At 62.5% G+C, this 25,431-nt stretch carries 13 protein-coding genes; 3 read left to right on the top strand and 10 right to left on the bottom strand.

From position 1 onward, the window contains the following. Positions 1–63 precede the first annotated feature (63 nt). Together DN745_RS09175 and DN745_RS09170 are read right to left on the bottom strand one after the other, a co-directional pair. Positions 64–3,498: a transglycosylase domain-containing protein gene (locus tag DN745_RS09175; protein ID WP_111334192.1), complete on the bottom strand. Its 3,435-nt coding sequence runs from the start codon at positions 3,496–3,498 to the stop codon at positions 64–66. Positions 3,499–3,700: 202 nt separating this feature from the next. Beyond that, on the bottom strand, positions 3,701–4,873 hold the full coding sequence (locus DN745_RS09170) for a metallophosphoesterase family protein (protein WP_111334190.1): 1,173 nt from the start codon (positions 4,871–4,873) through the stop codon (positions 3,701–3,703). Positions 4,874–5,117: 244 nt separating this feature from the next. On the opposite strand from DN745_RS09170, the gene DN745_RS09165 reads away from it, so the two are divergent. The 3 genes from DN745_RS09165 to DN745_RS09155 all read left to right on the top strand — a co-directional run bounded on the left by DN745_RS09165 (position 5,118) and on the right by DN745_RS09155 (position 14,214). After that, positions 5,118–9,434 (top strand): translocation/assembly module TamB domain-containing protein, encoded by a 4,317-nt coding sequence (locus tag DN745_RS09165; protein ID WP_111334188.1) that lies wholly within the window; start codon positions 5,118–5,120, stop codon positions 9,432–9,434. A 50-nt stretch (positions 9,435–9,484) separates the two neighbouring features. Then, positions 9,485–12,856: a POTRA domain-containing protein gene (locus DN745_RS09160; RefSeq protein ID WP_133621822.1), complete on the top strand. Its 3,372-nt coding sequence runs from the start codon at positions 9,485–9,487 to the stop codon at positions 12,854–12,856. A gap of 80 nt (positions 12,857–12,936) precedes the next feature. Then, complete coding sequence (locus DN745_RS09155; protein ID WP_111334184.1) at positions 12,937–14,214, top strand: Lnb N-terminal periplasmic domain-containing protein; 1,278 nt, start codon at positions 12,937–12,939, stop codon at positions 14,212–14,214. Between the two features lie 316 nt (positions 14,215–14,530). Here the strand turns inward: DN745_RS09155 and DN745_RS09150 are convergent, their stop codons facing one another. From DN745_RS09150 to ftsH, 8 genes are all read right to left on the bottom strand, one after another. Then, positions 14,531–15,820 carry a hypothetical protein gene (locus DN745_RS09150; protein WP_111334182.1) on the bottom strand — a complete coding sequence of 430 codons (1,290 nt, stop codon included), beginning with the start codon at positions 15,818–15,820 and terminating at the stop codon, positions 14,531–14,533. Beyond that, on the bottom strand, positions 15,817–17,472 hold the full coding sequence (locus tag DN745_RS09145) for an NAD(P)H-hydrate dehydratase (protein WP_111334180.1): 1,656 nt from the start codon (positions 17,470–17,472) through the stop codon (positions 15,817–15,819). The genes DN745_RS09150 and DN745_RS09145 overlap by 4 nt, the downstream gene beginning before the upstream one ends. Further along, positions 17,453–18,247 (bottom strand): pyridoxine 5'-phosphate synthase, encoded by a 795-nt coding sequence (locus DN745_RS09140; RefSeq protein ID WP_111334178.1) that lies wholly within the window; start codon positions 18,245–18,247, stop codon positions 17,453–17,455. Before DN745_RS09140 ends, DN745_RS09145 begins: the two co-directional genes overlap by 20 nt. 269 nt (positions 18,248–18,516) lie before the next feature. Further along, positions 18,517–19,890 carry a phosphoglucosamine mutase gene (glmM, locus tag DN745_RS09135; RefSeq protein ID WP_111334176.1) on the bottom strand — a complete coding sequence of 458 codons (1,374 nt, stop codon included), beginning with the start codon at positions 19,888–19,890 and terminating at the stop codon, positions 18,517–18,519. Between the two features lie 78 nt (positions 19,891–19,968). Further along, positions 19,969–20,946: a CdaR family protein gene (locus DN745_RS09130; protein WP_111334174.1), complete on the bottom strand. Its 978-nt coding sequence runs from the start codon at positions 20,944–20,946 to the stop codon at positions 19,969–19,971. After that, a complete protein-coding gene (gene cdaA, locus DN745_RS09125; RefSeq protein ID WP_111334172.1) occupies positions 20,946–21,944 on the bottom strand; it encodes a diadenylate cyclase CdaA in 999 nt (332 codons plus the stop codon). Before cdaA ends, DN745_RS09130 begins: the two co-directional genes overlap by 1 nt. 202 nt (positions 21,945–22,146) lie before the next feature. Next, on the bottom strand, positions 22,147–23,055 hold the full coding sequence (folP, locus tag DN745_RS09120; protein WP_111334170.1) for a dihydropteroate synthase: 909 nt from the start codon (positions 23,053–23,055) through the stop codon (positions 22,147–22,149). Positions 23,056–23,135: 80 nt separating this feature from the next. Further along, a complete protein-coding gene (ftsH, locus tag DN745_RS09115) occupies positions 23,136–25,094 on the bottom strand; it encodes an ATP-dependent zinc metalloprotease FtsH (protein WP_111334168.1) in 1,959 nt (652 codons plus the stop codon). Positions 25,095–25,431 lie beyond the last annotated feature (337 nt).

Here is a 25,431-nt window from a genome sequence, read left to right as displayed (position 1 = left end):
AAAAAAAGACCCTTAATCGGGTCTTTTTTTTGTCTATAAATTTTGATTATCCCGGGCCCGGATTCAAGGGCCGAAGAGGTTCTGAAGCGAGGGGATTTCGATGCTCTCGGTCTCGTAGATCAATTCGTTGACCTCTTCTGGGGCCCGCTCGACGCGCATCATGGGCTCGCCATTTTTAGGCTTATAGAACGTCGGTTTGTCTAGCTTGGCCGCCTCGTAATCGGCCTCGGTGGCGCGCTCGCGATTCGCCATCACGCGCACATAGCGAAGCATTCGGTTGAACCAGGACGGGCTGATCTCGCCGCGTTCGTAATAGAAATGAAATTTCTTCGGGTTCGGGACAATGCTCACCAGCCAGGCGACCTCGGTCAGGCTCAATTTATCGGCGCGTTTGCCGAAATAGTGGATGGCCGCGTCGTGCACGCCGAAGATGCCCGGGCCGTATTCGATAATATTAAAGTAGAGCTCGAGAATGCGGGCTTTGGGGATATCAACGACATCCTCCATCAGCCAGACCAGGAAGACCTCGCGTAGCTTGCGCACGAGGACCTTGTCTCGGGTGAGATAAATATTCTTAATCAACTGCATCGAGATGGTGCTCGCCCCGCGCACGTAGCGGCCGGCCTCGATATTGGCTTCCACCGAGTTGCGAATCGCCAGCCAATTGAAGCCGCCGTGCTTGAAGAATGAGTTATCCTCGGTGGTGATGGCCGCGCGCAGCATCCACGGCGAGATATATTGCAGCGGGATGAACTCATAGGGTCCATAAGGGTGCTCTTTTTGCTCGCCAGCCAGCGAAATATAGTATTTTCGAGCCGACTTCGGCGCGGCGGTCGGGGGCGGCGTGGGGCGAGGGGCCGGCTGAGCCTGGGGCGCCGGGTCGACTCCCGCATCCGGGGCGTTTTCGTTGGCATCTTCGAGCCCAAAGAACGAGTTTAGGCGGCTGGTCTGGGTCGCAGATTCCCGGGCGGCGGCAGCGGCGGCGGCATCTGCGGCGCGCTGCGCGGCGGCGTCTTCGCTGGCCCAGGGCGACGGATGAGGCTGCATGAAGTTGCTCTTATCCGGCGCCGGCACGAAGCCCGCGGCATATTGCGGCGGCCATTGGCGGTTGCGGCGGCGTTGCTCGAAGCGCTCAATCTCGATGCCGCTATGTTCGACTAACCAGTCCAGCGGCACCGGGCGCATCTTCGGGATCGTGACCTTTCTGGACCATTTGATGGTCGGGTCATAGATGGTCATCTCGAATTGGTCGCGTAATTTACGCACGTCCACGGCGTCGGGCATGCTGATGAGCTCGAAGCCGCGCAGCTCGGGTTTGGCGTCCCACTTCATATCCCCTGCGTGGTAGAGCGGAATCTCGAGGGCGAGCTTCCAGGCGAAGTCGCCGCGCATTTTGGTGCCCGTGAGCGGGCCTTTAATCGCGTCTGGGACGGCCTTAAAGAGTTTGTCGACCGGGATGGACGGCAGGTCGATCTCGGCGTCGAAACGGGTCGGGCGTTTTTGCAGGCCGTAGAAGCCATAGATGGCCGGGCGGAATTCGCCGGGGACGCCGTTGACCTCGAAATGCCCCTTTGAGAAGACGAGGGCCCCGCGTTTGGGCGGCTGAAGCGAGGGGTCTTTGGCGTCTGCCGGTGTCGGGTCATTTTGTCCCGGGGTGCTATTGGCCAGGGCGGCGTTGAGTTGGTTTTCGGCCTGGGCGTTCGCGTCCTCAGCGGTGTTGGTGGCCTTCAACATCTTGGGCGCGGGGATGGCAGCTTTTGCGTCGAAAGAGCCCTCGAAATTATAGCTGGCGCTCAGATTCTCGACCGGTTCTTCGGCCAGCGGCGCCAGGAAAATGGTCGTATTCTCGAGCGACACCAGGCCATTGAACCCCAGACGGCTGGAGTTGGCGGGGCGCTCGGCTTTGAAGTCGGCGCGCACAACGCCACTTCGCAGGTTGTCGGCGACGCTCGCCGAGGTGAGTTGGACGAGCCAGGGGACGCTGAGCGCGTCGAGTTGGGCGTCGACCTTGAGCGCTTTGCTGCGATAACTCCACTCTAAATCGATGGTCGCGGACCCGCGAGGGTCGTCGCCGTTGGCGACCGCGTCGAAGCCTCCTTTGAACTGTAGGGCGCCGTTGATGATGCGGTGGGAGAACTCGAAGGTGCCGTTTTGCAGCGCGATTTTTGGGTCCGAGGTCAGCAGCGGGAGGGCGCGCGCGTCAGTCATATGAACGGCGGCGTCGTTAATCTTGACCGATTGAGGGGCTTTGTTCGCCAGGAATTTGGTCCAATTGATCCCGGCGAGCAGTTTGCGAAGCCCGCCCTTATCGGGGCCTTCGTCCTTCTCGGGCTCCCGCCCCTGAGCGATGGCGATTTCATCGGCCATCGACTTGGCGACGCCGACGATATGCCGGGCGTGAGGGGCGCGCAGCAGTTGGTTTAATTCCTCGAGGACATTGCCGAATTGGGCGTCGTGATCGACGAATAGAGTCGGTTTATCGACCTGGATTTCGAGCGCACGAAGCTCGAGCGGCGAGAAGCTCAACTTCTCAAAGCTTGCGCTGACGCTGTCGATTTCTGCCACCTTCGTCGGGGTGGAGTCGCCCTGAACCCCGAGCGACAGCCCGCGCAGGCTCACCGTATTTGCCTCGGTGAGCGCGACTTCGGCGACGCCGAGGCGCAAAAACGGGTAGGGGCCGACGCCTTGGATTTCGGCGGCCGGCGAGAGCGCGATGCTCCCGGTTGATTTGAGCAGCGGGCGCTGCAGGTTGGCTTGGAGGGTGACTGTTTCGGGCAGTGTCCAGCGCGGGCTGCCTTCGCCGCGCGTGAGCTTGAGCACGCCTGTGAACTCCGCCGATTGCCCGCCTGAATTGAGCCTGAGCTCCTCGCTGGTGATCGCGTCGACCTCCCAGGGGGCGGCGCCTTCGGCGGCGCTTAAGGCGACGCGCGCGTTCTGGACGGTGATATCCGGCCAGCGGTCGCCAAAGAAGCGCAGAAATGAGGAGAGGGCGGCGTCTAATTTTGAGTCTGCGCCATCTTTTACAGCCGGTTCGGGCGATGCCGGGTCTTTGTCTTTGCCCTGGCGCTTGGATCTCGCCTCGGCGATGATCGTCTCGAGGTTGGTCGTGCCGTCGGCGTTTCGATGCACATAGAGGGTGCTCCCCTGGATCTTTACGCCCGAGAGCTTTCGGTCGCCGACCAGGATCGACATCGCGTCGATGGAGGCCGAGATGGATTCGGCCTTAAAAACCGGGGTCTTATCGGCGGGGTTGAGCACCGAGAATCCCTCAAGGCTCACCGCGCTGACGCCGTGGGTGGAGACCTTGTCGATCTCGAAGGTGAGCCCGAGCTTTGCCTCGGCGGACTCGAGCTTGTCGCGCACCAGCGTGTTGGCCATGCCCGGCACGACCAACCAGTAGCCCGCCCCGAGAAGCGCGATCACCACGAGGAGCACCGCGCCAAAAATAACGCCAAATTTTCGCAACTTTGGCGAGCCCAGAATGGAGGATGATTTCATGGGTATTTGCAATCTTAAGAGGGGTACTCAGGGTGATTTATAGCGTTCGATGCTCGTGTCGTATTCGCGCCAAATCATGATACGTCGTCGCCTAAAACTCAACACAGAGCCGGGTTTAGTCCACAATGGGGTTCGAGAAAAGCCGAAAATTGTGTCTATCGACGGCGTCGCCGGGGCGCGCTTGTGTGGGCCGCGACCGCTGCTAGAACGTCTCGCGGGTCACGTTGATTTCGTCGCCATTAATATGGACCGAGAGGTACTCTTGGCTTCGCTCGACGCTGGTCAGGTACATCTTAATCGAGTTGATATCCTCGGTGGCGCGGTCGTTGATATGGCCGACGAAAAACGCGTCAATGGTCGACTCGCTCAAGAGTGAGAGGACGCGCGCGGCCTGGAGCTGGCTGCGAAAGCCCTGGTCTCGGGGGCCGAGGGGGTCGGTGGGCGGCGTGTGGGTAAAGAGCAGGGTCGGGTGGTTGGATTGCATGCGCCCGAGCACATTTCGCAGCCGGCTCAGTCCGTCATCGCTCAGCGTGGCGTCGGCCGAATAGAAGGCATAAAACTGCGCGTCACCCACTTGCCAGCCGAAGTCGAAGGGGCCAAAGACCTCCAAAAAGCGCGCGCGTTTGCCGTCGACTAATTCGTCTTCTCCGGGGAGCATCACGGCCGGAAAGTCGACGCGTCGCAGCAAAAAGTCGAGGTCCCGAAGCCCGTTGAGGCTGGAGTTCTCGGCCGCGTCGCCCAGCAGGAGCACGAAGTCGGGCGAGTCGGCGGTGGCGGCGTCGAGCGCGCGGCCCAGCTCGTCGAGCGAGGCCGCGCGGCCCAAGACGGCCAGGCGGACCATGTCGCTTCCGGCGGCGTCGGCATCGCCCCGCTCAACCGTGTAGCTGCGGCGCGTGCAGGCATCCAGGTCCACCAGAAGGGTCGCCTCGGAGCGTATCCCCTCGGCGCGCGTCAGCTCCGGGGCGGCGCAACTCGGGTGCTCGGGCGTGCTCGCGCATTCAATGGCTTCGCGGCTGGTTTCGTTCGGGCAATTCGACCGGCTTCGGGTGGTCAGAGGCGCCTCGCGCAGCACCCGGACCGTGGCGTCGCGGTGAATATTTGCCAGCGTGATACGTACCTGTTCGGCCGGCATCGGGCCTGCGCTCAGGCTGAACTGGGGCAGCGGTACCGAGGCGCGGGCTTCGACGGAGTTCTGGGTGAATTGGTCGATGGTGCCGGGGCGCAACGAAAACGAGAGCCCGCTATGCAGGGCGATATCGCCCAGGTTTCGCTGCTCCTCGGTGCCGGCCGCGCCGTCGTCGGAGCACCCGCTGGCCAGGCAGCCCAGGGCGAGCAAGATGCAGATGATGGATTTGCGCTGCTTGATTCGTTGCATAGGGGTTTGTTCGTGCGGGGGGGCGGTCGGTGCGTTTCGCCGACTAATACCTTGAAATACCACAGACTTCACCCCGAAACAGCGATGTTGGCTAAATACCCACAATGAGGGTCAATTCTGGGCAAATCGTATGCTATAAGGGCTGTCGGCAGCCGGTTCGGCGCGGGTCTTGTGTTTTTCTCCTTTCGATTCGTAGTTTTATGCGACCCATAATTCACCAACACAGCTTCAGCGGGCCGATATTATGCCGCTGAGTGGTCTCGCCGACGAGATCGAGTTTAAGGTATTCCGAAGTCATGTGAAGATCCCGTTGATCTTCCTGGTGCCTTTGGCGTTCCTGGTGACTCTGTATGCGGTGGTCTACCTCGGGGCGAACTCTGCGTGGTTCCGCGCAGAGCTGAGCCAAATCTTGCACGAGCAACTTGAGGGGCAATTTGAATTCGACGCGCTGGCGGTTGACCCCACGCTGACCCGGGTGCACGTCTTTGGCGGGTCTCTAAAGACCCCCGAGGGCGAGCCGGTGATCGACGTGGAGGAGGTCCACGCCACGCTGAACCCGCTGGTTCTTTTGGCGGGCCGGCTGTCGGTCGCCGACGCGCGGGTGCGCGGCGCGCATGTGCGCACGATCTTCGACGACTCCGGGACGATGGGCCTGTTTAAGGCGCTTGGGATGACCGGTGAGAAGGAAGATAAGCCCAAAAAAGAGGGCGGTTTGTCGGTGGAGTTTGCGGCCATCGAGATCATCGATTCCAAATATACCTTCGAGCGGGACGGGCTAAAATTCGACGTGCCCAGCGTCAACGTGGTGGACGCGTCGGTCGCGATCGAGCCGCAGACGATCTTGATGGGCATCGATTATCTGAAGCTCCCCAAGATCAACTTCCACTTCGACCATGAATTCATCCGCATGAGCGAGGAGCGGGGGGATTGGGAGTTCAGCGTCGAGGACGCCGAGATGCGCAATTGGCGCTGGGCCAACGACGGATTTCGGGTCGAGAGCGTGTCGATGTTCAGCCACGGGGTGCACCTGCAGGCGCAGGGGCGGATGAACTTCCCCCGCGGCGACGGGCCCGACACGCCGACGATGGTTTACGACGCCAGCGCCACGGCGAGCGTGGCGTTTTGGAGCCCGCTGGCGCAGTATTTTATCGGTGACGCGGTGCATTTCTCGGTGCCACAATTCGACGTGGCGGTGCGCGGGACGCTCAAGAAAATCGACGGCGGGGCGGAGCTTTACGCCGACAAGATTGAAAGCGCGGGCCTTCATTTCGAGGAAGTGCGCGGCAGGGTCGAGCTTCATAATGAGTGGGTCTTAATGCACGATGTCAGCGCCGATGTGCACGGCGGGAAGATCGTGGTGCCCAAGGCGTACGTCAATATTTTCGAGGTTCGCTACGGCGCGGCGGGGCATTTTTGGAACGTGAATCCGCGCTCGCTCTTGCAGGACTTCGACGTCGACCTGTCGTTTTTGGACGGCAAGGCTAAGGGTGGTTTTCAGGTCGACGGGGCGGTGCCGTTTTTCCCCGAAGAGCCGTCGCCCACCGACCCCTACCGCATGCGCGATTTCGCCGCGCGCAAGTTAGCCGACCTGAAGGTGACCGAGGATTGGGTGCTCCAGCGCGCCAATCGTGAGCTCGTGCCGGCGGCGCGCGCGACCATCAAAAAAGGTGGGACGACCTGGGTGAACTTCGCCCGCGTCGTGGTGCCGCAGGGCAAGGTCATGCTCGACGGTGAGCCGGTCTGGGTCGAAGACCTGCGCCTGGCCTACCCGACGATGACCTTTGAGGCGGGGCCCGATGGGCGTCCGGTGCGGATTACGAGCGAGATCTCGGACGTCGGTCCCTGGGGGGCGCTCTATGGGCTCGACGGGCTCGAAGGGGCCGTCGATGTCAAACTCGACTTTACCGGCCCGCTCGCCACGCCCCAGGCGATGATGACGATGAGCAATAAGGGCGGGCCGATCCGCTTCCCCGGCACGAAGATCGCGGCGGATGACCTGCGCCTTCGGGTTGAGCTCGACCGGGGGCGGCTGCGCTTCCACGAGGCGCAGCTGGCGACGCGTGTGGGCGGGGCGTCGCTGTCGGGTTGGATGGATGTGCTTGACCCGCCGACGCCTGGGATTCTTCAGAAGGGTAAATACGACTCGGTATTTGCGCTTCGCCGCATTCAGCCGGCGCATTTGGAGTTTAAGGCTGACGCGATTGATATTGGCGCGTTTAACCGGCTGACCGGGGCGATTCAGATGCCCGGGGTTGGGCGCGTTCCGGTGTCGGGGGCGTTATCTGCCGAGGGAGAGCTGCGCGGGACGCTGCAGAAACCCGAAGTCGATCTGGTGGCCGGTCTGAACCGGGCCAGCGTCTTCGGGCAGTCGATTCCGAGCGCGTATCTCAAAGCCGGGATGCGCGATTTGCCCGAGCACGGACGCTCCATCGTCGTCGATGAGTTTGTCATGGACGCGGCAGAAGCCGGGGCGTTTCGCGGGTCAGGGCGCTACGGGCTTGACCGTAAATACGCGTTCAATTTGGAGGGGGCCGGGACGCAATTTGAGTCGATTGCCCCGATGAAATTATTGCCCCAGGAGATGCGTCCGGAGGGGACCCTCGCCCTGAGCCTGCACGGCGCCGGGAGCCTCGATGAGCCCGACGTCTCGGGCCATATCACTGTGGGCGAGCTCGGCGTCGGGGTGCGCGATTTCGGCGACCTCTTTTTGGTGCTTACCACCGTCGACGACACGCTCTCCCTTGCCGGCACGGCGTTCCCGCTGGTCACATTGGACGCGCAACTTCCGCTAAAGCCGGGCGCGCCGTATTCGGTGCGCATCGGCATGGAGCAGCTCGACCTGGGCGCGCTGGTGCCCGAGTTTACCCAGACTGCGGCGCTCAGCAACGCCTCGGCGACCGGGGTGATCGAGGTGTTGATGGACCAGGACTTCGCCAATTGGCGCGCGCGCGCGACGATGAGCAAGGTCGAAGTGGAGAGCATCGGCCGCTCGATAAAGAACGACGGTCCGCTCATCATCGAGGTCGAAAATGGCGAGAGCCTGACGATTGAGCAATTGCGCATCGGCAGCGGCGAGCGCTACCTGAGCGCGCGGGGTGGGGTGAGCCTGGCTCCCCTGGTCTTCGACCTGCAACTCGACGGTGAATTAGACCTGTCGATCCTCAACGCCTTGCGCAGCGCGCTGCCCGAGATCTTTCCGCCGGCGCTGGTCGAGTCGAGCGGGGCGCTGGTGCTCGACGCGACCTTCGCCGGCCCGGTCGACGCGCTTCGGGCGAATGGCACGATGGATTTTAGCGGGGCGCGCTTTGTGGTGCGCGGCCTGGAAGACCCGATCTATATCGGCGACGGCACGGTGCATTTTGGCGGCGACCGGATCTTTGTGAACGAGGATGACCCGATCGTGGGCAGCGGGCTCGGCGGCGTGGTCAACCTCACGGGCAACCTGGCGCTGCGCGGCGAGCGCCGCGGGCAATTGATGGTGCATGGGTGGAGCCACAATATGAAATATCGCCTGCCCGATACCGCCAATATCACCTTCGACACCGATCTGCGCCTCTTCGCCCAGAATATCCTGGACCCCGCGACCTGGATGGTGCGCGGGGACGTCGATATTTTGGACGGCATCTATTATCGCAACTCCAGCGTCATCGAGCAGCAGGTCACCGGGCGGGTCTTCGGGGCCTTCGACCGGCGCACCACCCGCTTTGAGGCGAGCATTTTTGAGCAGGTGCCGATGCTCTCGAAGATCGGCTTTGACGTGGCGCTGCGGGCGCGCGACGGCTTTAAGGTGCAAAACCAGATCGAGCGCCTGGACCTGGACCTGGAGCTGCGCGTGGACCTGCGGCTTCGTGATACCCTGGTCGACCCGAATATCACCGGCGACGTCGAGGTTATCTCGGGGCAGGTTGGCTTTCAGGGGGAGCAATTCGACGTGCGCTCGGGGACGGTGCGTTTTGCCGGCGAGATGGGAAATCCGTGGGTCGACGTGATCGCGGGGGCCGATATCCGCAACCGGTGTCGCGACCAGGCGTTTGGCGACGAGTTCCAGACCGATCTCACCCTGAGCGGCGACCTGGGAGCTACGCGCGAGCAATATTACCATATTATGCTGCACCTTAACGGCTACGCCGATAACCTGGATGTCCAATTCGACAGTAACCCCTACGCCGACCAACGCGACGTTTTGAGCTTGCTCCTGAGCGGGTGTACGGTCGATCAATTGACCGCCTCCAGCGCCAGCGGCCCGACCCTTGAGATCGCGCTGGGCCCGCTGCTTGGGCGCATTGAGAAGGAGATTCAGGATGTCGTGAAGGTCAATGAGTTCACGATTATGCCGGGCGTGGAGCGCACCCAGGTGCGCATCGGCGACCGGCTTAGCCAGCGCTTGAGCTGGAATTTTCAGCTCGACACCGGCATGAGTGAGGCGGCCGGCGGCCAGCGCTATCAACTCGAATATAAATTGTCGGACCGATGGGCCGTTGAGCTGAGCGAGCGCAGTAAAACTGAGAGCAATAATTTTCTTTTGGATTTGAAGCTAAAGTATCGACTTCCGCTGAATTAACGCAGCCCGGTTGACTCCCAACCGGCGACCCTCTGGTGTATTCGAGTCGTTTGAAAAGAGGATTTCTTCCATACCGCGCTGGCCTGTTCATCGCGTTGTTCTTCGCCGCCTTCATCGTCCTGGGGTTGAGCGGGGAGGTGCGCGCGCAGTCGGCGGATGATTCGGCGTCGGGCGCTGCGCCAGCCGCCGCGCCGTCGACCCGCCGCCAGATGCTCAATACCAGCGCGCGAAAGATGGCCGATGAGATCGTGTCGTCGGCGCTCTCCGACGCCGGCGAGGCCGAGGAGAGGGCACTCGCCGACGCGGCGTTGGCGGGGCAGCGCATCTATCGCATCGATCTGGTCTGCGACCTGGAGCTCTGCCAGAACCCGGTGAGCGTGGCGAAATTACGCGAGCTCAGCGGGCTGTATATCGGGATGGAATTTTCCAGGCGTGCGCTGCGCCGCGCCGAGCGCCGGCTCGGGCAGACCGGTTTTTTTGAGGAGATGGACGTCAGCTCGGAGCTCGACGCCCAGGGCGTCGCGCTCGAGATTAAGGCGCGCGGGGCGGTCCTGATTCGCCGGGTTGAGTTCAAGGGGGTCGACGGCGCTCCCTTTGAGTCGGATCTGCGCAAATTATTGATCTATCGCCAGGCCCAGCCCTATCGCCAGGACGCGACGAAGGCCGCGACCCAATTGTGGACCCTCATCAACGAATTCGAGAAATTCGGGTTCTTTGGCACCAAGATCAATATCTCGGTGCGCGAAGTCCTGGGGAACAAACATCTGGTCGATGTCGTCTTTCGCATCAAGAAGGGCGAGGAGCTCGAGATCTGCGAGATGGGTTTTCGCGGGCTTCGCTCGCTCAACTACGAGGCAGCCCAGGAGAAGCTCCTCGCCGGGCATTCGGTCTTGGTGCGCCGCTTCGGCATCACCGCGCCGAAGTTCACCACCGACCGTTTTAAAGAAGGGCTCGACGCGCTGATTCAGCATTATCGAGAGCTCGGGTTTTTTCAGGCGAGGATCGTGGGCCGGGTGGCTAAAAAAGACCCGGCGCGCGGCTGCGTCGATATGCTCGTCGACGTCTCGGAGGGGCCGCAATGGAAGGTGGAATTCCGGGGCGACGTTGAGTTTCCCATCGACGACCTTCGCGCTGAGTTGCCGTTTTTTGAGTCCGGCTTTGTGGACCCCGAAGAGATTCGGCGCGCCGAGCGCGCGATTCGCCAGCTCTTTGAGACGCGCGGTTATCCCTTCGCCCAGGTGCGCGGCGTCGAGGAGCGGCGCGACCGCCTGGACCGCGAGTTGATCTTCGACATCGACGCCGGCCCGCGGCTGACGATTGAGGATATCGTGCTGCACGGGAATCGGCATTTTAAGAGCGAGGTGCTGCTGGCCGAGTTCGGCACCCGCACCTTCGGGCTGTTCACTGAGGGCGGTTATTTGCAGGGCGAGCAGCTGCTCGATGACCTGAATCGCCTCGAGCAATATTATCATGAGCGCGGTTATTTGCAGGCGCGAGCGACGCGTTTTGAGCTGCAATTATTGCCCGGCAAAGGGGCGATGCGCATCCATATTTATATCGACGAAAACCCGCGGGCGCGGGTTCGCCAGGTGCGTTTTCGCGGCAACCGAACCCTCACCGAGGGGATTCTCAACGCCGAGGTGAAGGTGCACTCCGGCGGTGCGGTGCGGCCGCTGCAAATCCGGGCCGACCGCTCGCGCCTGGTCCAGCTCTACGCCTCCTACGGCTACCCCCTGGCCGAGGTCGAGACGACCTGCCACACGCTCAGCGGGGAGCAGGTTCCGTGCGACGCGCCGAGGCTGCCGGCCGGGTGTGTGGCCGCCTCGATGGAAGACCTCGACAAGCTCTGCCAGTGGAGCTCGGGGGCCGAGGCGACGCGCGTCTGCCCCCGCATTCGCGACGAGGAGCAATGCGTCCCCGGTGGCGGCATCCGCCAGGGCGAGGTTCGGGTGGTCCACACGATCGAAGAGGGGCCGTTTGTCCGAGTCGGTGAGCTCTTGCTCAAGGGGAATTTCAACACCAATACGGGGCTTATTTACCAGGAATTGCCGCTTCGAACCGGCGATGTTTTCGACGTGCGCGAGCTGCTCAAAGGGCAGGGCAATATGCGCTCGCTGGGGATCTTCGACTCGGTCTCGGTCGAGGCGATCGGCCTGGATCGTCAGGCACGTGAGCAGGACAACGCGACCGCCGCGCTGCTGATCAGCGTCGAGGAGAGCCGCAACCGCTATCTGGATTTTAAGTTTGGGTTCGAGGGACGCGACCTGCTCTCGGACGCGCGGCGACTGCTGGTCACCGGCGAGACCCAATATAATGACGATAACCTCTTCGGGCGGGCGCAGCGCTTTCGCCCGCGGGTCATCGGCGCCTTCGACTCGCTGCAATTATTTCAGGCGGGCACCGAGAGCGCGGGGCTGGCGAGCGCGGACCCGGTCAAGGCGCTGGATTATCTGGTCGGGGCGGAGCTGATCTATGAGCACCCGCGTTTTCTAAAAGGGTGGACCGGCGTCGATAAATTGGCGCTGACCATCTCACCCTTTTATATGCTCGACCTGGTGGGGGTGAGCGAGGAGAATATCCTGCGCGAGGAGTGGGGGCTGCGGCTGGGGCTGCGAAAAGAGCTGCGCGAATTGCTCGAGCGCCTCTATGTCTCGTTTGGCATCGAGGGAAAACAGGCGGCGCTGTGGACCCCCGCCGACCCGACGGTTGACGGGCGGCGCATCTTCTCGCCGCGGCGGGTCACCGGCAAGCTGATCCCCGAGGTGACGCTGGATCGCCGCGACAGCCCGCTCAACCCGAGCCAGGGCTATTATGTGCAGGCCCAGCCGGCGCTGGTCTCGGGCGCCACGCTTGCCCAGGGCGGCGAGTCGGCGATCTCGGACGCCTACCTGCGCCTGCTCATGCGCGTGAGCTATTATTTGCCCCTGACCGACGACCTGGTGCTCGGGCAGGGCATTGGGTACGGGCATATCATTCCGCTCTTTGAGCGCGACCGCCTGGTCACCGAGGACGAGCGCTTCCATCTGGGCGGCGGCGGCAGCGTGCGCGGCTTCGGCAATGACGCGCTCGGGCCGCTGCGAAACGAGGTCCCAAGCGGCGGCGAATTTATGATCAATTATAACGCCGAGCTGCGCTATCCGCTGATTCGCCAACTAAATGTTTATGGCGCGGTCTTCTTCGACGCGGGTCTTTTGGTGGATTGTTTTTCTTCGACCGAGAATAGCGCGACGCGCATCGGCTGTTATGAGGACGCGTTTGGCGGCGAGCATCCGTTCGCGAAGGTGCGAAGCGCGGCGGGGCTCGGCGTGCGCTATCTCATCGTCGACCAGATTCCACTGGTATTCGACTATGGCATGGTCCTGGACCGACGCCCCGGCGAGAGCTTCGGGACGTTGAATTTTAATCTGGGCTATTCTTTTTAACTATCCTATTGCGAGCGCAGGCTTGAGCCGCCAAGGTTCAGCTTGCGCGCTGGATTCGAGAACTTATAAGGCATCCGATCATGAGAAGTGCTTGGCTAAAAATATTCGCGGCGATGGTCTTTGTCCTCGCTTGCTGGACGTCATTTCTCCCCACCGCCGCGGCCGCGCCGCCGCCGTGGGAGACCGGGCATAGCCAGCCCGAAGACCTCAAGATCAAGGTGGTCATCTTTAGCCCGGGCGACGAGATCGTGAGCTGGTTTGGCCATATCGCCATGGTGGTCGAGGACCCGCGCCTGAACCACCGGCGCATGTATAATTACGGCATGTTCTCCTTCGGAAAGGGCATGCTGGCAAAATTCGCCATGGGCCGGCTGTGGTTCTGGGTGGGCGAGGCGCCGGTGTATCGCACCTACGAATTCTATAAGCGCTCGAACCGAAGCGTGCGGGTATTGGAGCTCAATTTAGAGCCCGAGGTGCGCCAGGAGATCGCGATGGCGCTGGCCGTCAACGTCCACCCGGACAACCGCGACTATCTCTATCACCATTATTTCGACAATTGCTCCACGCGCATTCGCGACCTGATCGACCACGCGATCGACGGCCAACTCAGCGCCGCCGCGGCCAAACCCACCGGGCAAACCCTGCGCGACCACACGCGCCGCCACGCCGCGCGCAACCCGGCCGTCGAGATGCTGCTGATGTTCCTGATGAATAACGATATCGACGACCCCGTGACCCGCTGGGAGGAGATGTTCTTGCCCGGCGAACTCGAGGAGGTGATCCAGGAGCTCGAATACGTCAATAAGGCCGGCGAGACGGTGCCGCTGGTGGTCGATGAACTCGTGTATTTTGAGGCCGATATCGAGCCCACCCCCGAGGAGGTCCCCACCCGCTGGCCCGGCGCGCTCGCCCTGGGCATCCTGCTCGGCGCGCTGGGCGCGTGGCTTGGCCGCGGCTATTTCGGCGCGCCCACCTCAAAGGGCCGCCGCGTCGCCTTCGGCCTCTATAACGCGCTCATTGGCCTGGTCATCGGCATCCCCGGGCTCGCCCTGGCGGTCATGTGGGCCATCACCGACCACACGGTGACCTACCACGGCGAGAACCTCCTGCTCGGAAACCCCCTGACCTTCTTGCTGCTGCCGCTGGGCATCGCGCTGGCCATCGGCTCCACCGCGGCCCGTCGCTGGCTTCGCCCGCTGTGGATTGTGCTCACGGGCCTCGGCCTGGTGTTGCTGCCGCTCAAGCTATTGCCGATGTTTAACCAGAATATCTGGCTGCCGCTGGCGTTTATCTTGCCGATTTTGTTGGGGCTTGGGTTTGTGTGGTGGCGATATGGTGGGGATTTGGAGGGAGAATAACGCGAGCGCGCCGGAGTCCTGGCTCGCGATTCCTGTCCCGAAATGGCCCATAGATACCCATTGGGCCCCGTCATCAGCGCGCAAACGGTCTCCGACCGCCCAAGGAGGCTCGACGAGCCTCGGCAAATCGGTCCGCGACCGCCCGGGGAGGCTCGACGAGCCTCGAAAATCGGTCCGCGACCGCCGAAAGAGGCTCAGCGAGCCTCGGCAAATGGGTCCGCCACCGCCTGCCCAGGCTCGACGAGCCTCGGCAATGGGTCCGCCCGCGTTTGTAGTGGCTCCCAATCGCTGCGCGCCCGGGGGCGGCCCGGGGCGCTCAATCCGTCGCCAGTCCCACCGAAATATGCATCGAGAATAGCGAGCTTTCGAGCCCAAAGATCGGGTGAAAGCCGCTGTCGAGCATCACGGCGAGGCCGCCGATTTGGTAGCGGGCCTGCAGGGTGGCGCCGGCGCCCAGGTAGTTGAGGTCGGGGCCGGTCAGGCGCACGAGGCTATTGGTCACGACGCCGATATGGCGAAAGTCGCCGCCCAGGGCGAACTCTACGGGGCCCAGCGGCAGGTAGAATTGGGGACCGATGGCGACCGAATACAATTGGAGTTCGTTGGACAGCGGCGGGCCGTCCTGGGTGGTCACGAAATAGCTGGTACCAAGGGTGAGCTGGCCGCCGACGTATTGGCTGCGCACCTCCTGGCTGACTTTGAGGCCGATGCCCCGCAGGGTCGCGTCGCCGAGTTTTCCGGTCAGCAGGCGAGGGCCGACGCCGAGCTGGACGCTGGCGGTGGGCGAGGCGGCCTGGGCGGGGGCTGGGCTCAGGCCGATGGTGGCGATGGCGGCGAGCAAAAAGAGCGCGCCGGGGCGGTCGTGGCCGGTTCGGGTGAGCTTGAAGCCCAGCGCGAAGAGCAGGAGAATCGCGACGGGGAGGACCGGCGGTGTGCTCGTCGGGGCGCTGGAGCATCCGCCGAGGTCCACCGGCGTGCATTGCTGGGTCCCAAGGTCGCAGGTCTGGGTGTTGCTGCAGTCGGAGTCGGCCAGGCATTCGACGCAGCGCCCGTCGGCGCGGCTGCAGACCCAGGAGCTCGAGCAGTCGTTGTCGATGCGGCACTCAAGGGGCTCGGTCGCCAGCACATAGTCGAGGGTTGCCTCGCAGCCGTCGCAGTCCAAGATCAGCGCAAAGGTCGACACCGTCAGGAGTTCCTCGGGGACGAATCGGTCGCTCACCGACTCATCACGGGCGAGTTGGTAGCTGCGGGTGACGCCGCTGGGCTCGTCGGATGGGTCGGCGCCAGGGTCGCCGGCGTCTGTTAGGCCAGCGTCGGCGAGGCCCGCGTCGGGTTCGCCATCCTGGGATTCCAGGGCGGCGATGACGGTGATAGTTGCGGGCGCGCCATGGTTGCTCAGGCGGAAATCAAGGCGATTGGCGCCCAATTCATTGGGGCGTTTCAGGAATTTGAGGCGGGGGCAATCGGGGGTGGACGGCGAGCAGAGTTGCCCCTCAAGTACGATATCGGAGGGGCCGCTCTGCTCGTAGGCGTCCGAGCACGCGCCGAGCATGAGCAGCGTCAACAGGACCGCGGCGGCCGCATTTGAGGGGCGCGGGTGCTTCATTCCAGATCTTTCCACACGCGGGGCAATTGCAGGGCCAGGTCAGCTGCGCTCATGCCACGCACGCCCAACTCGGCCGCGGCGCGCTCGCCGGCCAATCCGTGGGCGTAAACGGCCAGGCATACGACGTCGAAGATGCGCGTGGCCGCGCCGGTGGCGTGGGTTTCGGCCAGGCGCGCGGTGATGACGCCGGTGAGCACGTCGCCGGTGCCGCCGGTGGCCATGCCCGGGCCGCCGCTCTGGTTAAACGCCAATTCGCCGTCGGGGGCCGCCACGATGGTGCTCGCCAATTTGAGAACGACGATCGCGCCGGTTATTTGGGCCAATTCCTGGGCCTTTTGGACCGGTGCGGCGAGGATATCGCTCATGCGACAGCGGCTCAGGCGGGCCATCTCGGCCGGGTGGGGCGTGAGGACGACTCGCGGTTGACCCGCAGGGTCGGGCAGCGAGAAGGCGCGCACGTGTTCATAGTCGGAGGCCTTGGCCAGGACCGTCAGCGCGTCGGCGTCGATGACGACGTAGGGCGCTTCGCTGTCGAGCAGCGCGTTGAGCTGCTGCATGCTGCCGTCGGAGGTGCCGATGCCCGGGCCGATGCCGATGGCGTCGAGCATCTCGGAGCGCTCGCGCAGGCGCTCCTCGCAATTTCCGTCCGGCACGTGGGCGAGCATGCGGGTGGCCATCGCGTCCGGGATGGCCTGGGCGATGCGCGGGATGACATCGGCGTGGGTGCCCACGGTCAGAAGTCCCGCGCCCGAGCGAAGCGCGCCTCGGGCGGCAAGCAGCGCCGCGCCGGTCGTGTCTTCGCTGCCGGCGAGCAGCAGAACCTTGCCGCTTAAGCCCTTGTGGGTGTCGCGCGGGCGCGGCGCGATGCGGTGTTTGGCCCAGCCGGCGTTCAGCGCGCATCCGGCGTAGCCGACCTGGTCGGCGATGGTTGGGGGGATGCCGATCTCGACGACCTCCAGGGCGCCGCAGAGCGCGCGTCCGGGGTAGAGCATTTGGCCGATCTTGGCGCAGCCAAAGGTCGCGGTCGCGTGCGCCTGGACCGCCTCGCCCAGCACTTGTCCGGTCGCAGCGTTGAGGCCGGTGGGGATATCGACGGCGATGATGCGCGGATAGTCGCGGGCGTATTCGGCGTTGAGGAACGCGACCGCCTGGGCGTAGCGACCCTGCGGCGCCCGGTCCAGCCCGGTGCCCAGGAGCGCGTCGCACCAGGCGACCAGGTCGCCTTTGAGCAGGTGCGCGTCGCGTATTTGTTCAAGGCGCGCGTGGATGTCCTCGGGCGCGACCGCGCTCAAGTCGTGCAGCTCCAGGCCCAAGGTCTGGGCGATCTGGAGGTTTAGCGCGGCATCCGGGGGCAGGGAGGCGGCGGGGCTGAGCAGCACGATGGCGGGCGTGTAGTGATGCTCGGCGAGCAGGCGCGCCATGGCAAAGCCGTCGCCGCCGTTATTGCCGCCGCCGCATAAGATGCCGATGCTGCGCGGGCGGCTCGCCGAGGCGGGCGCGATGCGCGAGCCGACCGCGTCTTCGATGGTGCGCAGCGCGACGCGCACCGCGCCGAGGGCGGCGCGCTCCATCAAGAGCATGCCGGGCAGGCCGACATCTTCGATGGTGCGCCGGTCCATCTCGCGCATTTGTTCAGGCGTGACGAGTTTCATCGGGGGTTCCTTGATTTCGTCCTAATTGCATCGCGTCGATCATCTCGCGCACCGCGCGCTCGAAGCCGACCAATGAGGCGCGCGCGACGATGGCGTGGCCGATATTGAACTCCTCGAACTCCGGAATCGCCGCGATATCCAGGACGTTTTTATAGTCGATGCCGTGGCCGGCGGCGACCGTCATGCCCAATTGGGCCGCCTTGCGCGCGCCGACGATGAGCTTATTGAGCTCTTCATCGCGGTCGTATTCGTAGCTCACCTTCGTATTGGTGAACTCGGCGGCGGCCATGCAGAAGTCGCCGGTGTGAATCTCGACGATCTCGGCGCCGATGTCGGCGCTCGCCTCGATCTGGGCGAGGTCCGGGTCGATGAAGAGGCTGATATGGGCGCCGGTCTCGCGCACCCGCTCGATATACTCAGCCAGTCGCTTGTGATTGTCGACGACCGACAGCCCACCCTCGGTGGTCTGCTCTTCGCGCTTTTCGGGGACCAGGGTGATCATATCCGGGCGGATATCCAGGGCGATCTTGAGCATCTCTTCGGTGGCCGCCATCTCGAGGTTCAGCCGAGTGGTGACGGTGCGCCGGAGGATCTCGACGTCGCGGTCCTGGATATGACGGCGGTCTTCGCGCAGGTGGACGGTAATCTGGTCGGCGCCGGCCAGCTCGGCCAGCGACGCGGCGAAAACCGGGTCGGGATAAAGCGTGCCACGCGCCTGACGGATGGTTGCGATATGATCAACATTAACACCGAGACGCGGCCGAATGCTTGGCATGATAGACTCTCGTACGAAAGAAAACGGTTCAATAATCAGATAAACGAAGCTCGTTATATCGAGCTCGCCGGGCGACCTATACGCGGTTGCTTATAGCATGAATGGAGGAAAAAACGAGGTGATCAGGATGCCCCGCGATGGACTCTATAGTCGGTCAGCGCCGCGAAGCAAAATGGCCGAAGGTCCATGGTTTGGACCCCCGGCCATCGCGGAGATTAGGGGGATGGCGAGTCGGGCGCGGGCCGGTCAGCAGCCCGCGCGACCGGCACTCAGACGCCGATCTCACGGCGAAGATATCCCGCCAGCTCTTCGGCATATGCCTCGACGAGCTTGAGCTCGGGGCCCTCGACCATGACGCGCGCTTTGGGCTCGGTGCCCGAATAGCGCACGATGACCCGGCCTTCGTCGCCGAGCTTCTCCTCGATCGCCGCGAGGTGGTTTTGGAAGTCGGTGAGCTCGGCGAGGTCGGGCATCTCGCGAACTTTGACGTTCACCAGGACCTGCGGGTAGGGGGTGATGAGCTTTCGGAACTCGCTCAAGGGGCGTTGCTCGCGCTGCAAAATGGCGAGCACCTGCAGGGCGGCCAACATGCCGTCGCCGGTGGTGGTGTGGTCCGAGAAGATCAGGTGGCCGGACTGCTCGCCGCCCAGGTTAAAGCCGTCTTCGCGCATTTTTTCGACCACATAGCGGTCGCCAACGGCGGTGCGGACCATGGCGATATCGCGTTTCTTGAGCGCGATCTCCAGGCCGATATTGCTCATGATGGTGGCGACCAGGGTGTTCTTTGCGAGTTTTCCCTGCTGGGCCATGGTCATCGCGGCCAGGGCGAGGATGGTGTCACCGTCGACGACTTCGCCGTTCTCGTCGACCAGGATGACGCGGTCGGCGTCGCCGTCCAGGCAGATGCCGATATCCGCGCGGGTCTCGCGCACCCGCTGGATGGTCGCCTCCGGGTACGTGCTGCCGCATTTGAAGTTGATATTGGTACCGTTGGGCTCGTTGCCCAGGGTAAAGACGTCGGCGCCCAGCTCGCGCAGCACGTCGGGTGCGACGCGGTAGGCCGCGCCGTGGGCGCAGTCGATGACCACGCGCACGCCCTCGAGGCTCAGCTCTTTGGGAAAGGTGTTTTTGAGGAAGACGATATAGCGCCCACCGGCGTCGTCGATACGCATCGCCTTGCCGATATCGCCCGATTCCACGCCCTTGAGCGAGTCGGAGAGCACCATCTGCTCGAGCAACGCTTCTTCGGCGTCGGGGAGTTTAAATCCGTCGGCGCCGAAGATCTTGATGCCGTTATCCTGGAACCCGTTATGGCTGGCCGAGATGACGATGCCGGCGTCGGCGCGCATGCTCGTGGTCAAGAAGGAGATGGCCGGGGTTGGCAGCGGGCCGACGAGCTGGACGTCGGCGCCCATGCTGGTGATGCCGGCGGCCAGCGCAGACTCGAACATATAGCCCGACAGGCGGGTGTCCTTGCCGATGAGGATGCGCGGGTGATGACCGGGGGCGCGCTTGAGGCGGTTGTCCTGCTTAAAATGATGGGCAATCGCCTGGCCGAGGCGCACCGAAATCTCGGGCGTCATCGGGTATTTGTTGGCCACGCCGCGAATGCCGTCGGTGCCGAATAGTTTGCGTTCAGTCATAGCGAAGATCTCAGTGTGATTTGACGTTTTACGGGGCGCGTGATGCGCGGCGCCGGATAAGTCTAAAGTTTGGTGGTCTCAGTCATCCGCCGCAATTTCGGTGGGGCGGGGAGCCAGGTAAACGCGAAAAAATTGGGGCTGCTTGCCTAAAAGTTCGACGCCGCCGGGGATATTGCGAATCTGAACTTCGCGCTCCACCGTGCGTGCGTCCTTGGGCGCCACGCCCTTAAGGTCAACCGAAGCCAGTAATTGGTCGGGATCCAGGGAATCCATAATCGACTTCGGGCCGCGCAGGTTCAACGTGACCGTGGCGGGCTTGATCGATTTGACCAGAGCGCTGTCTGCGTTGAGCGCCTCGACCCCGATATTCGGGAAGCTGCGCTCGACTTGCTGGGTTAGAATCTCGACCGACACTTGGGCGGGCTTATCGAGGCGATACTCCACCAAAGGGTCGTCGACGCGCAAGTAGGCATCGGCGACAAACGATTGGGTGCGCTCCTGGATGGCCACCGGGTCGGTCGAGACCTTCGTGAGTTGGACCAGCGATTGCTCCGGGCCGCTGACCGTGATCTTCTGCGGGGTGACCGAGACCTTGCCGACCCGATAGCCGTCGGGGGGGTCGCCCACCAATTTTGCGTGAATGGGGACCACCTTGGAGCGGCGCTCTTCGAGGCGGAATTGGACCGAGTTGGGTTCGATGTCGACGGCGCGCAATCCCGGCGGCAGGTCGATCATGTCGGCCGACAGCGGAATCTGGCCGCGGGTTCCCATCCCGGCGTCGATGGTCACCCGGATCATCTTGATCTTGGTGGCGTCGAGTTGGTTGAGGTCCGACCATTTCCCTCGGATGGTGACGCCGGTTTTATGCGGCGGGGCGTTGACCAACACCATTTGCTCGGGGACGCTATAGCGCACCGGAATATAATGGGTTCGCTCGACTTCGCGGTCGACGCTGACCCAGAGGTATAGGGCGAGCGTGAGCAGCAAGGCCACCATCTTCATATGCAGGTTCTGCAGAAAAACCCGACGCAATATATACTCGACGGTCTCCAACATCAGTGCGTAGCCTCGTGTGTTTCGCTGACCTTTTCGTCGGCGCCTGCCTCGGCCGGCTTCGACAAATCGGGCGAGGTGCCGGAGGATTTGGCCGCTCCGTCAGTCGCCGGGGCATTTCGCTTGGTGGCGGCATGCAGCGCCGCGTTCCGCTTGACGCTGCTGCGCCAGTCGCGCCAGCGGTCGACCAGGGTCGTTCTCGACTGGTTGAGCGGGGCGGCGCTGAAGATGCGCTGAAGGTGATCGCGCATCTGGTTAGCGTCGAGGTCGCGGGTGAGCTCGCCGCGATAACCGACTGAAATCGTTCCGCTTTCTTCGCTGACGATGACGATGGCCGCGTCGGTCTCCTCGCTCAGGCCGATGCCGGCGCGGTGCCGGGTGCCCAGGGTCTTCTCGACGCGGTTATTATTGGTCAGCGGCAAGAAGCAGCCGGCGGCGGTGACGCGTCCCTGTTGGACGATCAGCGCGCCGTCATGCAGCGGGTTCTGATGCTCGGGCACGAAGATGCTATAGAGCAGGTCTTTGGTGACCACCGCGTCGATCTTGATGCCTTCTTCGGTATAGTCGTCGAGATTGGCTTCGCGTTCGATGGCGATAAGCGCACCGATTTTGCGCGACGACAGCATCACCGAGGCCTTGATAATCTCTTCAAGGACCTGCGTCTCTTCAAATACGCTGCCGCCCGAGAGCATCGAGCTGCGCCCGAAATGCGCCAGCGCGCGGCGGATATCGTGTTGGAAAATAATCACGATAATGATGATGAAGTTGGCGATAAATTGTTCAATAAACCAATGCGCGGTCGCCAGATTCAGGTATTGCTTCTGGCTGATGATGAAGAACACGATGACGACGACCAGCCCGAAGAGCATCTGCACGGCTCGGGTGCCTTTGATGAGCAGCAAAATTCGGTAGATGACATAATAGACAATGGCCACGTCGAAAAATACGCGCAGCGCATCCGTCCATCCGTGGATGCGGAATATGTCAAGGATTTGCTCCATCAATTAGGCTCGAACATTCGGTATTTCAACGGGTTACGCGTCTGTTGGGCGCGGGGGCGGTGCTGTGTTTCTCGTCAATTAATGCGTGTTTTGGCGGAGTTTCCGCAGTGGGGATGAAGGTTGTCGGTTTATTATATACCCGCAATTTAAGTGTAAAACTAGTTTTAAACGGCCTCGGCGGCATAAATTTTTGGCGCCGGTTTTACCCCTGAGAATCCCGGGTTCCGATGATGGCCTCGGTGATGCGCACGACGTCGCAAATTTCGGCGACATCGTGAACCCGCACGATATCTGCGCCGGCGTAGAGGCCGCAGGCGACGCTGGCCGCTGTGCCAAAGACGCGCTCTTCGGCGGGTTTATTCAGGACTGCTCCCAGGAAGCTCTTGCGACTTGAGCCCAGTAGAAGTGGGCATTCGAGGTCGGTGAAGCGATGAAGCTCGCGGATCAATTGGTAATTTTGGGCGACGCTTTTTCCAAAACCGATGCCCACATCAAGGATGATCTTATCGCGCCGAACGCCGGCCGCGCATGCGCGCGCGATGCGCTCAACGAAATAGGCGTGAACTTCGCCGATGAGGTCTTCGTATTCGGTGTCGGTCTGCATGGTCCGCGGCGTGCCGCGAATATGCATGAGGACCAGCGCGGCGCCGGCACGGGCGACGACTGCTGGCATCCGTGGGTCGAAGCCCAGGCCGCTGATATCATTGACGATGCTCGCGCCGGCCTCCAGCGCCGCCTCGGCCACCAGGGCCTTGGAGGTGTCGATGGAGAGCAGGGTTTGGGCCGGCTGCCCCGCGGGATTGAGGTGGCGGTTGAGCGCCTCGATGACCGGAACGACCCGCTTTATTTCGGTGTCGGCGTCAACCGCCTCGGCGCCGGGGCGCGTCGATTCGCCGCCGATATCGATGATATCCGCGCCGGCCTCAACCATGCGCAGGCCCCGCTCAATGGCGGCTTGTGGGTCTAGAAATTGGCCGCCATCGGAGAAGGAGTCCGGCGTCGTATTGAGGATTCCCATCACATAAAAACGCTCGCCAAAGGCGAGCGTGCGCCCGGCGACGCAGAGGTCAGATGGGGTGGGGCGGGGGTGTGGGTGCGCGATAAACGTCATTTTTTTCAACCAAAAAGAAGACGTGCCGCGGGTTAAGAGCCCCCGGCACGTCGATAAACTACCTGAGAATCAAGCCGGGATTAGGAGTTGGCCGACGGCGCCAACGTACCGAGACCACCGGGGCTTTTCTTCTCTTTGATCTTGGTCGAGAAGCCGCTCTTGGGCGTGCGCTCGTCCTCGTCGGCGGTGCGAATGCGCTCTATCTCCTCGCGGCGTTTGCGGATGCCTTCCAGGTGTCCGTCTTCCATCAGCAGCTTGAGCTCCGGGGCGTCGAGCGCCTCGAATTCCAGGAGACCCTGGGCCATCAGCTCGAGCGTGTCGAGGTTGTCGCGAAGAAGGTTCACGGCGACATCGTGCTGCTCCATGACGATACGCTTGACCTCGGCGTCGATATCCTGCGCGATTGCCTCGCTATAGGGACGGGTCGTGGGGCCGCCTCCGCCACCAAGGAAGGGGTTGTTGTCCCCGTCGGCATAGGACAGCGGACCGATGGTGTCGCTCATGCCCCACTCGCAGACCATCTTACGGGTCATGTCGGTGGCGACCTGAATATCGTTGCCGGCGCCGGTGGTGATTTCGTCAAAGACGATAAGCTCAGCGGCGCGACCGCCCATCATCACAGCCAGGCGCTGAAGCACATATTTGCGCGTCATGCTGTGGCGGTCCTCGGCCGGAAGCTGCTGGGTGACACCCAGGGCGCGGCCGCGCGGGATAATGGTGACCTTATGCACCGGGTCGGTGGCATCCTGGAGAATCGCGACCAACGCGTGGCCAGCCTCGTGGTATGCGGTGACGCGTTTTTCGGCCTCGCTGATGACGGCGCTTTTGCGCTCGGCGCCCATCATGACTTTGTCTTTGGCGTCCTCAAGGTCCGCCAGCGTGACACGGTCTTGACCACGTCGTGCCGCGAGCAACGCGGCTTCGTTGACCAGGTTCTCAAGGTCAGCGCCCGAGAAGCCGGGGGTGCCACGAGCGATGCCGGCGAGGTCGACGTCTTTGGCCAGCGGCGTGCGGCGCGAGTGAATCTCAAGGATGAGCTTGCGTCCACGCACGTCCGGCGGCGGGACGACGACGCGACGGTCGAAACGACCGGGGCGAAGCAGCGCAGGGTCAAGGACGTCGGGGCGGTTGGTGGCGGCGATAAGGATGACGCCTTCGTTGGACTCGAAGCCGTCCATCTCGACGAGCAATTGGTTAAGCGTTTGCTCGCGCTCATCATGCCCGCCGCCCATGCCGGAGCCACGCTGGCGGCCGACGGCGTCGATCTCATCAATAAAGATGATGCAGGGGGCGTTCTTTTTGCCCTGCTCGAAGAGGTCGCGCACGCGGCTGGCGCCGACGCCGACGAACATCTCAACGAAGTCCGAACCCGCGATGGAGTAGAAGGGCACGCCCGCTTCGCCAGCGACGCCGCGCGCCAGAAGGGTCTTACCGGTGCCCGGTTTACCCATCAAAAGCACACCTTTGGGGATACGTCCGCCCAGGCGCGTGAATTTCTTCGGGCTTTTTAGGAACTCGACGATCTCTTGAAGCTCTTCTTTGGCTTCTTCGATGCCGGCGATGTCGTTAAACGTCACCTTATTGTTGCTCTCATTGAGCAAGCGAGCGCGCGATTTGCCAAAGCTCATCGCTTTGCCGCTGCCGCCTTGCATCTGGCGCATCAAGAAAATGACGACCGCGCCGATGAGCAGCAGGGGGATAAGGGTGATTAAAATTTGCTGCCAGATCGCGTCTTTGTCAGCCTTCTCGAAGCTATAAATCGCGCCGTTGGCGGTCAGCACATCCTGAAGGTCCTCGCCGACCGGGCCCACCGTTTTAAACGTGGCGGAACCTCCGTGCTCGGCTTCGGCATAGTCCTCGTTGAAGACACCGCTAACTTCGAGGCCCTTAAACTCGACGGACTTAATGTCGCCGGCGGCAGCCGCCTGGCGGAACTCGCTAAATTTGATCTGTGAGGAATCAGCGCTGTGGTCAGTAAGTATATTGAAGGCGATCACGAGTAGGATGACAATGGCGCCCCAGATAATCCAGGCACGCATCCGAACTTTGTTTAGCACGTTGGGTCCTCGGCAGCGGATTTGGTTTTTATACGACGGTCGAGTTGTGATTTCTCGAAATCACCGGCGAAAAAAGCAACCCGAGTTATTTGAAAATTTCTAAAACGAATGTTGAGGTCGAAGTTTGGTAAGGCTCAGTGCGACGCTGCGCTCTAGTTGACAGGTTCAAGCGTCATCGAGACTTGGTTTTGTCAGTCTTAAAGAGGCAGAGCGTCGCAAAGTCCGCTCCGACGTTTTGCTATAGCACCTTCACGCGGGCCAATTCAACCGCTCGACCGTTGCTTCAGGTGTTTTTCGGACGTCGGCGAGCAGCGGGCAA

The organism is Bradymonas sediminis (assembly GCF_003258315.1).
Lineage (GTDB): Bacteria > Myxococcota_A > Bradymonadia > Bradymonadales > Bradymonadaceae > Bradymonas > Bradymonas sediminis.
This window is presented reverse-complemented; position numbering and strand designations above follow the sequence as displayed.

Coding starts and splice junctions, on each gene's coding strand:
- DN745_RS09175 (WP_111334192.1), bottom strand. CDS start 3,498: ATGAAATCATCCTCCATTCTGGGCTCGCCAAAGTTGCGAAAATTTGGC.
- DN745_RS09170 (WP_111334190.1), bottom strand. CDS start 4,873: ATGCAACGAATCAAGCAGCGCAAATCCATCATCTGCATCTTGCTCGCC.
- DN745_RS09165 (WP_111334188.1), top strand. CDS start 5,118: ATGCCGCTGAGTGGTCTCGCCGACGAGATCGAGTTTAAGGTATTCCGA.
- DN745_RS09155 (WP_111334184.1), top strand. CDS start 12,937: ATGAGAAGTGCTTGGCTAAAAATATTCGCGGCGATGGTCTTTGTCCTC.
- DN745_RS09150 (WP_111334182.1), bottom strand. CDS start 15,820: ATGAAGCACCCGCGCCCCTCAAATGCGGCCGCCGCGGTCCTGTTGACG.
- DN745_RS09145 (WP_111334180.1), bottom strand. CDS start 17,472: ATGAAACTCGTCACGCCTGAACAAATGCGCGAGATGGACCGGCGCACC.
- DN745_RS09140 (WP_111334178.1), bottom strand. CDS start 18,247: ATGCCAAGCATTCGGCCGCGTCTCGGTGTTAATGTTGATCATATCGCA.
- glmM (WP_111334176.1), bottom strand. CDS start 19,890: ATGACTGAACGCAAACTATTCGGCACCGACGGCATTCGCGGCGTGGCC.
- DN745_RS09130 (WP_111334174.1), bottom strand. CDS start 20,946: ATGTTGGAGACCGTCGAGTATATATTGCGTCGGGTTTTTCTGCAGAAC.
- cdaA (WP_111334172.1), bottom strand. CDS start 21,944: ATGGAGCAAATCCTTGACATATTCCGCATCCACGGATGGACGGATGCG.
- folP (WP_111334170.1), bottom strand. CDS start 23,055: ATGACGTTTATCGCGCACCCACACCCCCGCCCCACCCCATCTGACCTC.
- ftsH (WP_111334168.1), bottom strand. CDS start 25,094: ATGCGTGCCTGGATTATCTGGGGCGCCATTGTCATCCTACTCGTGATC.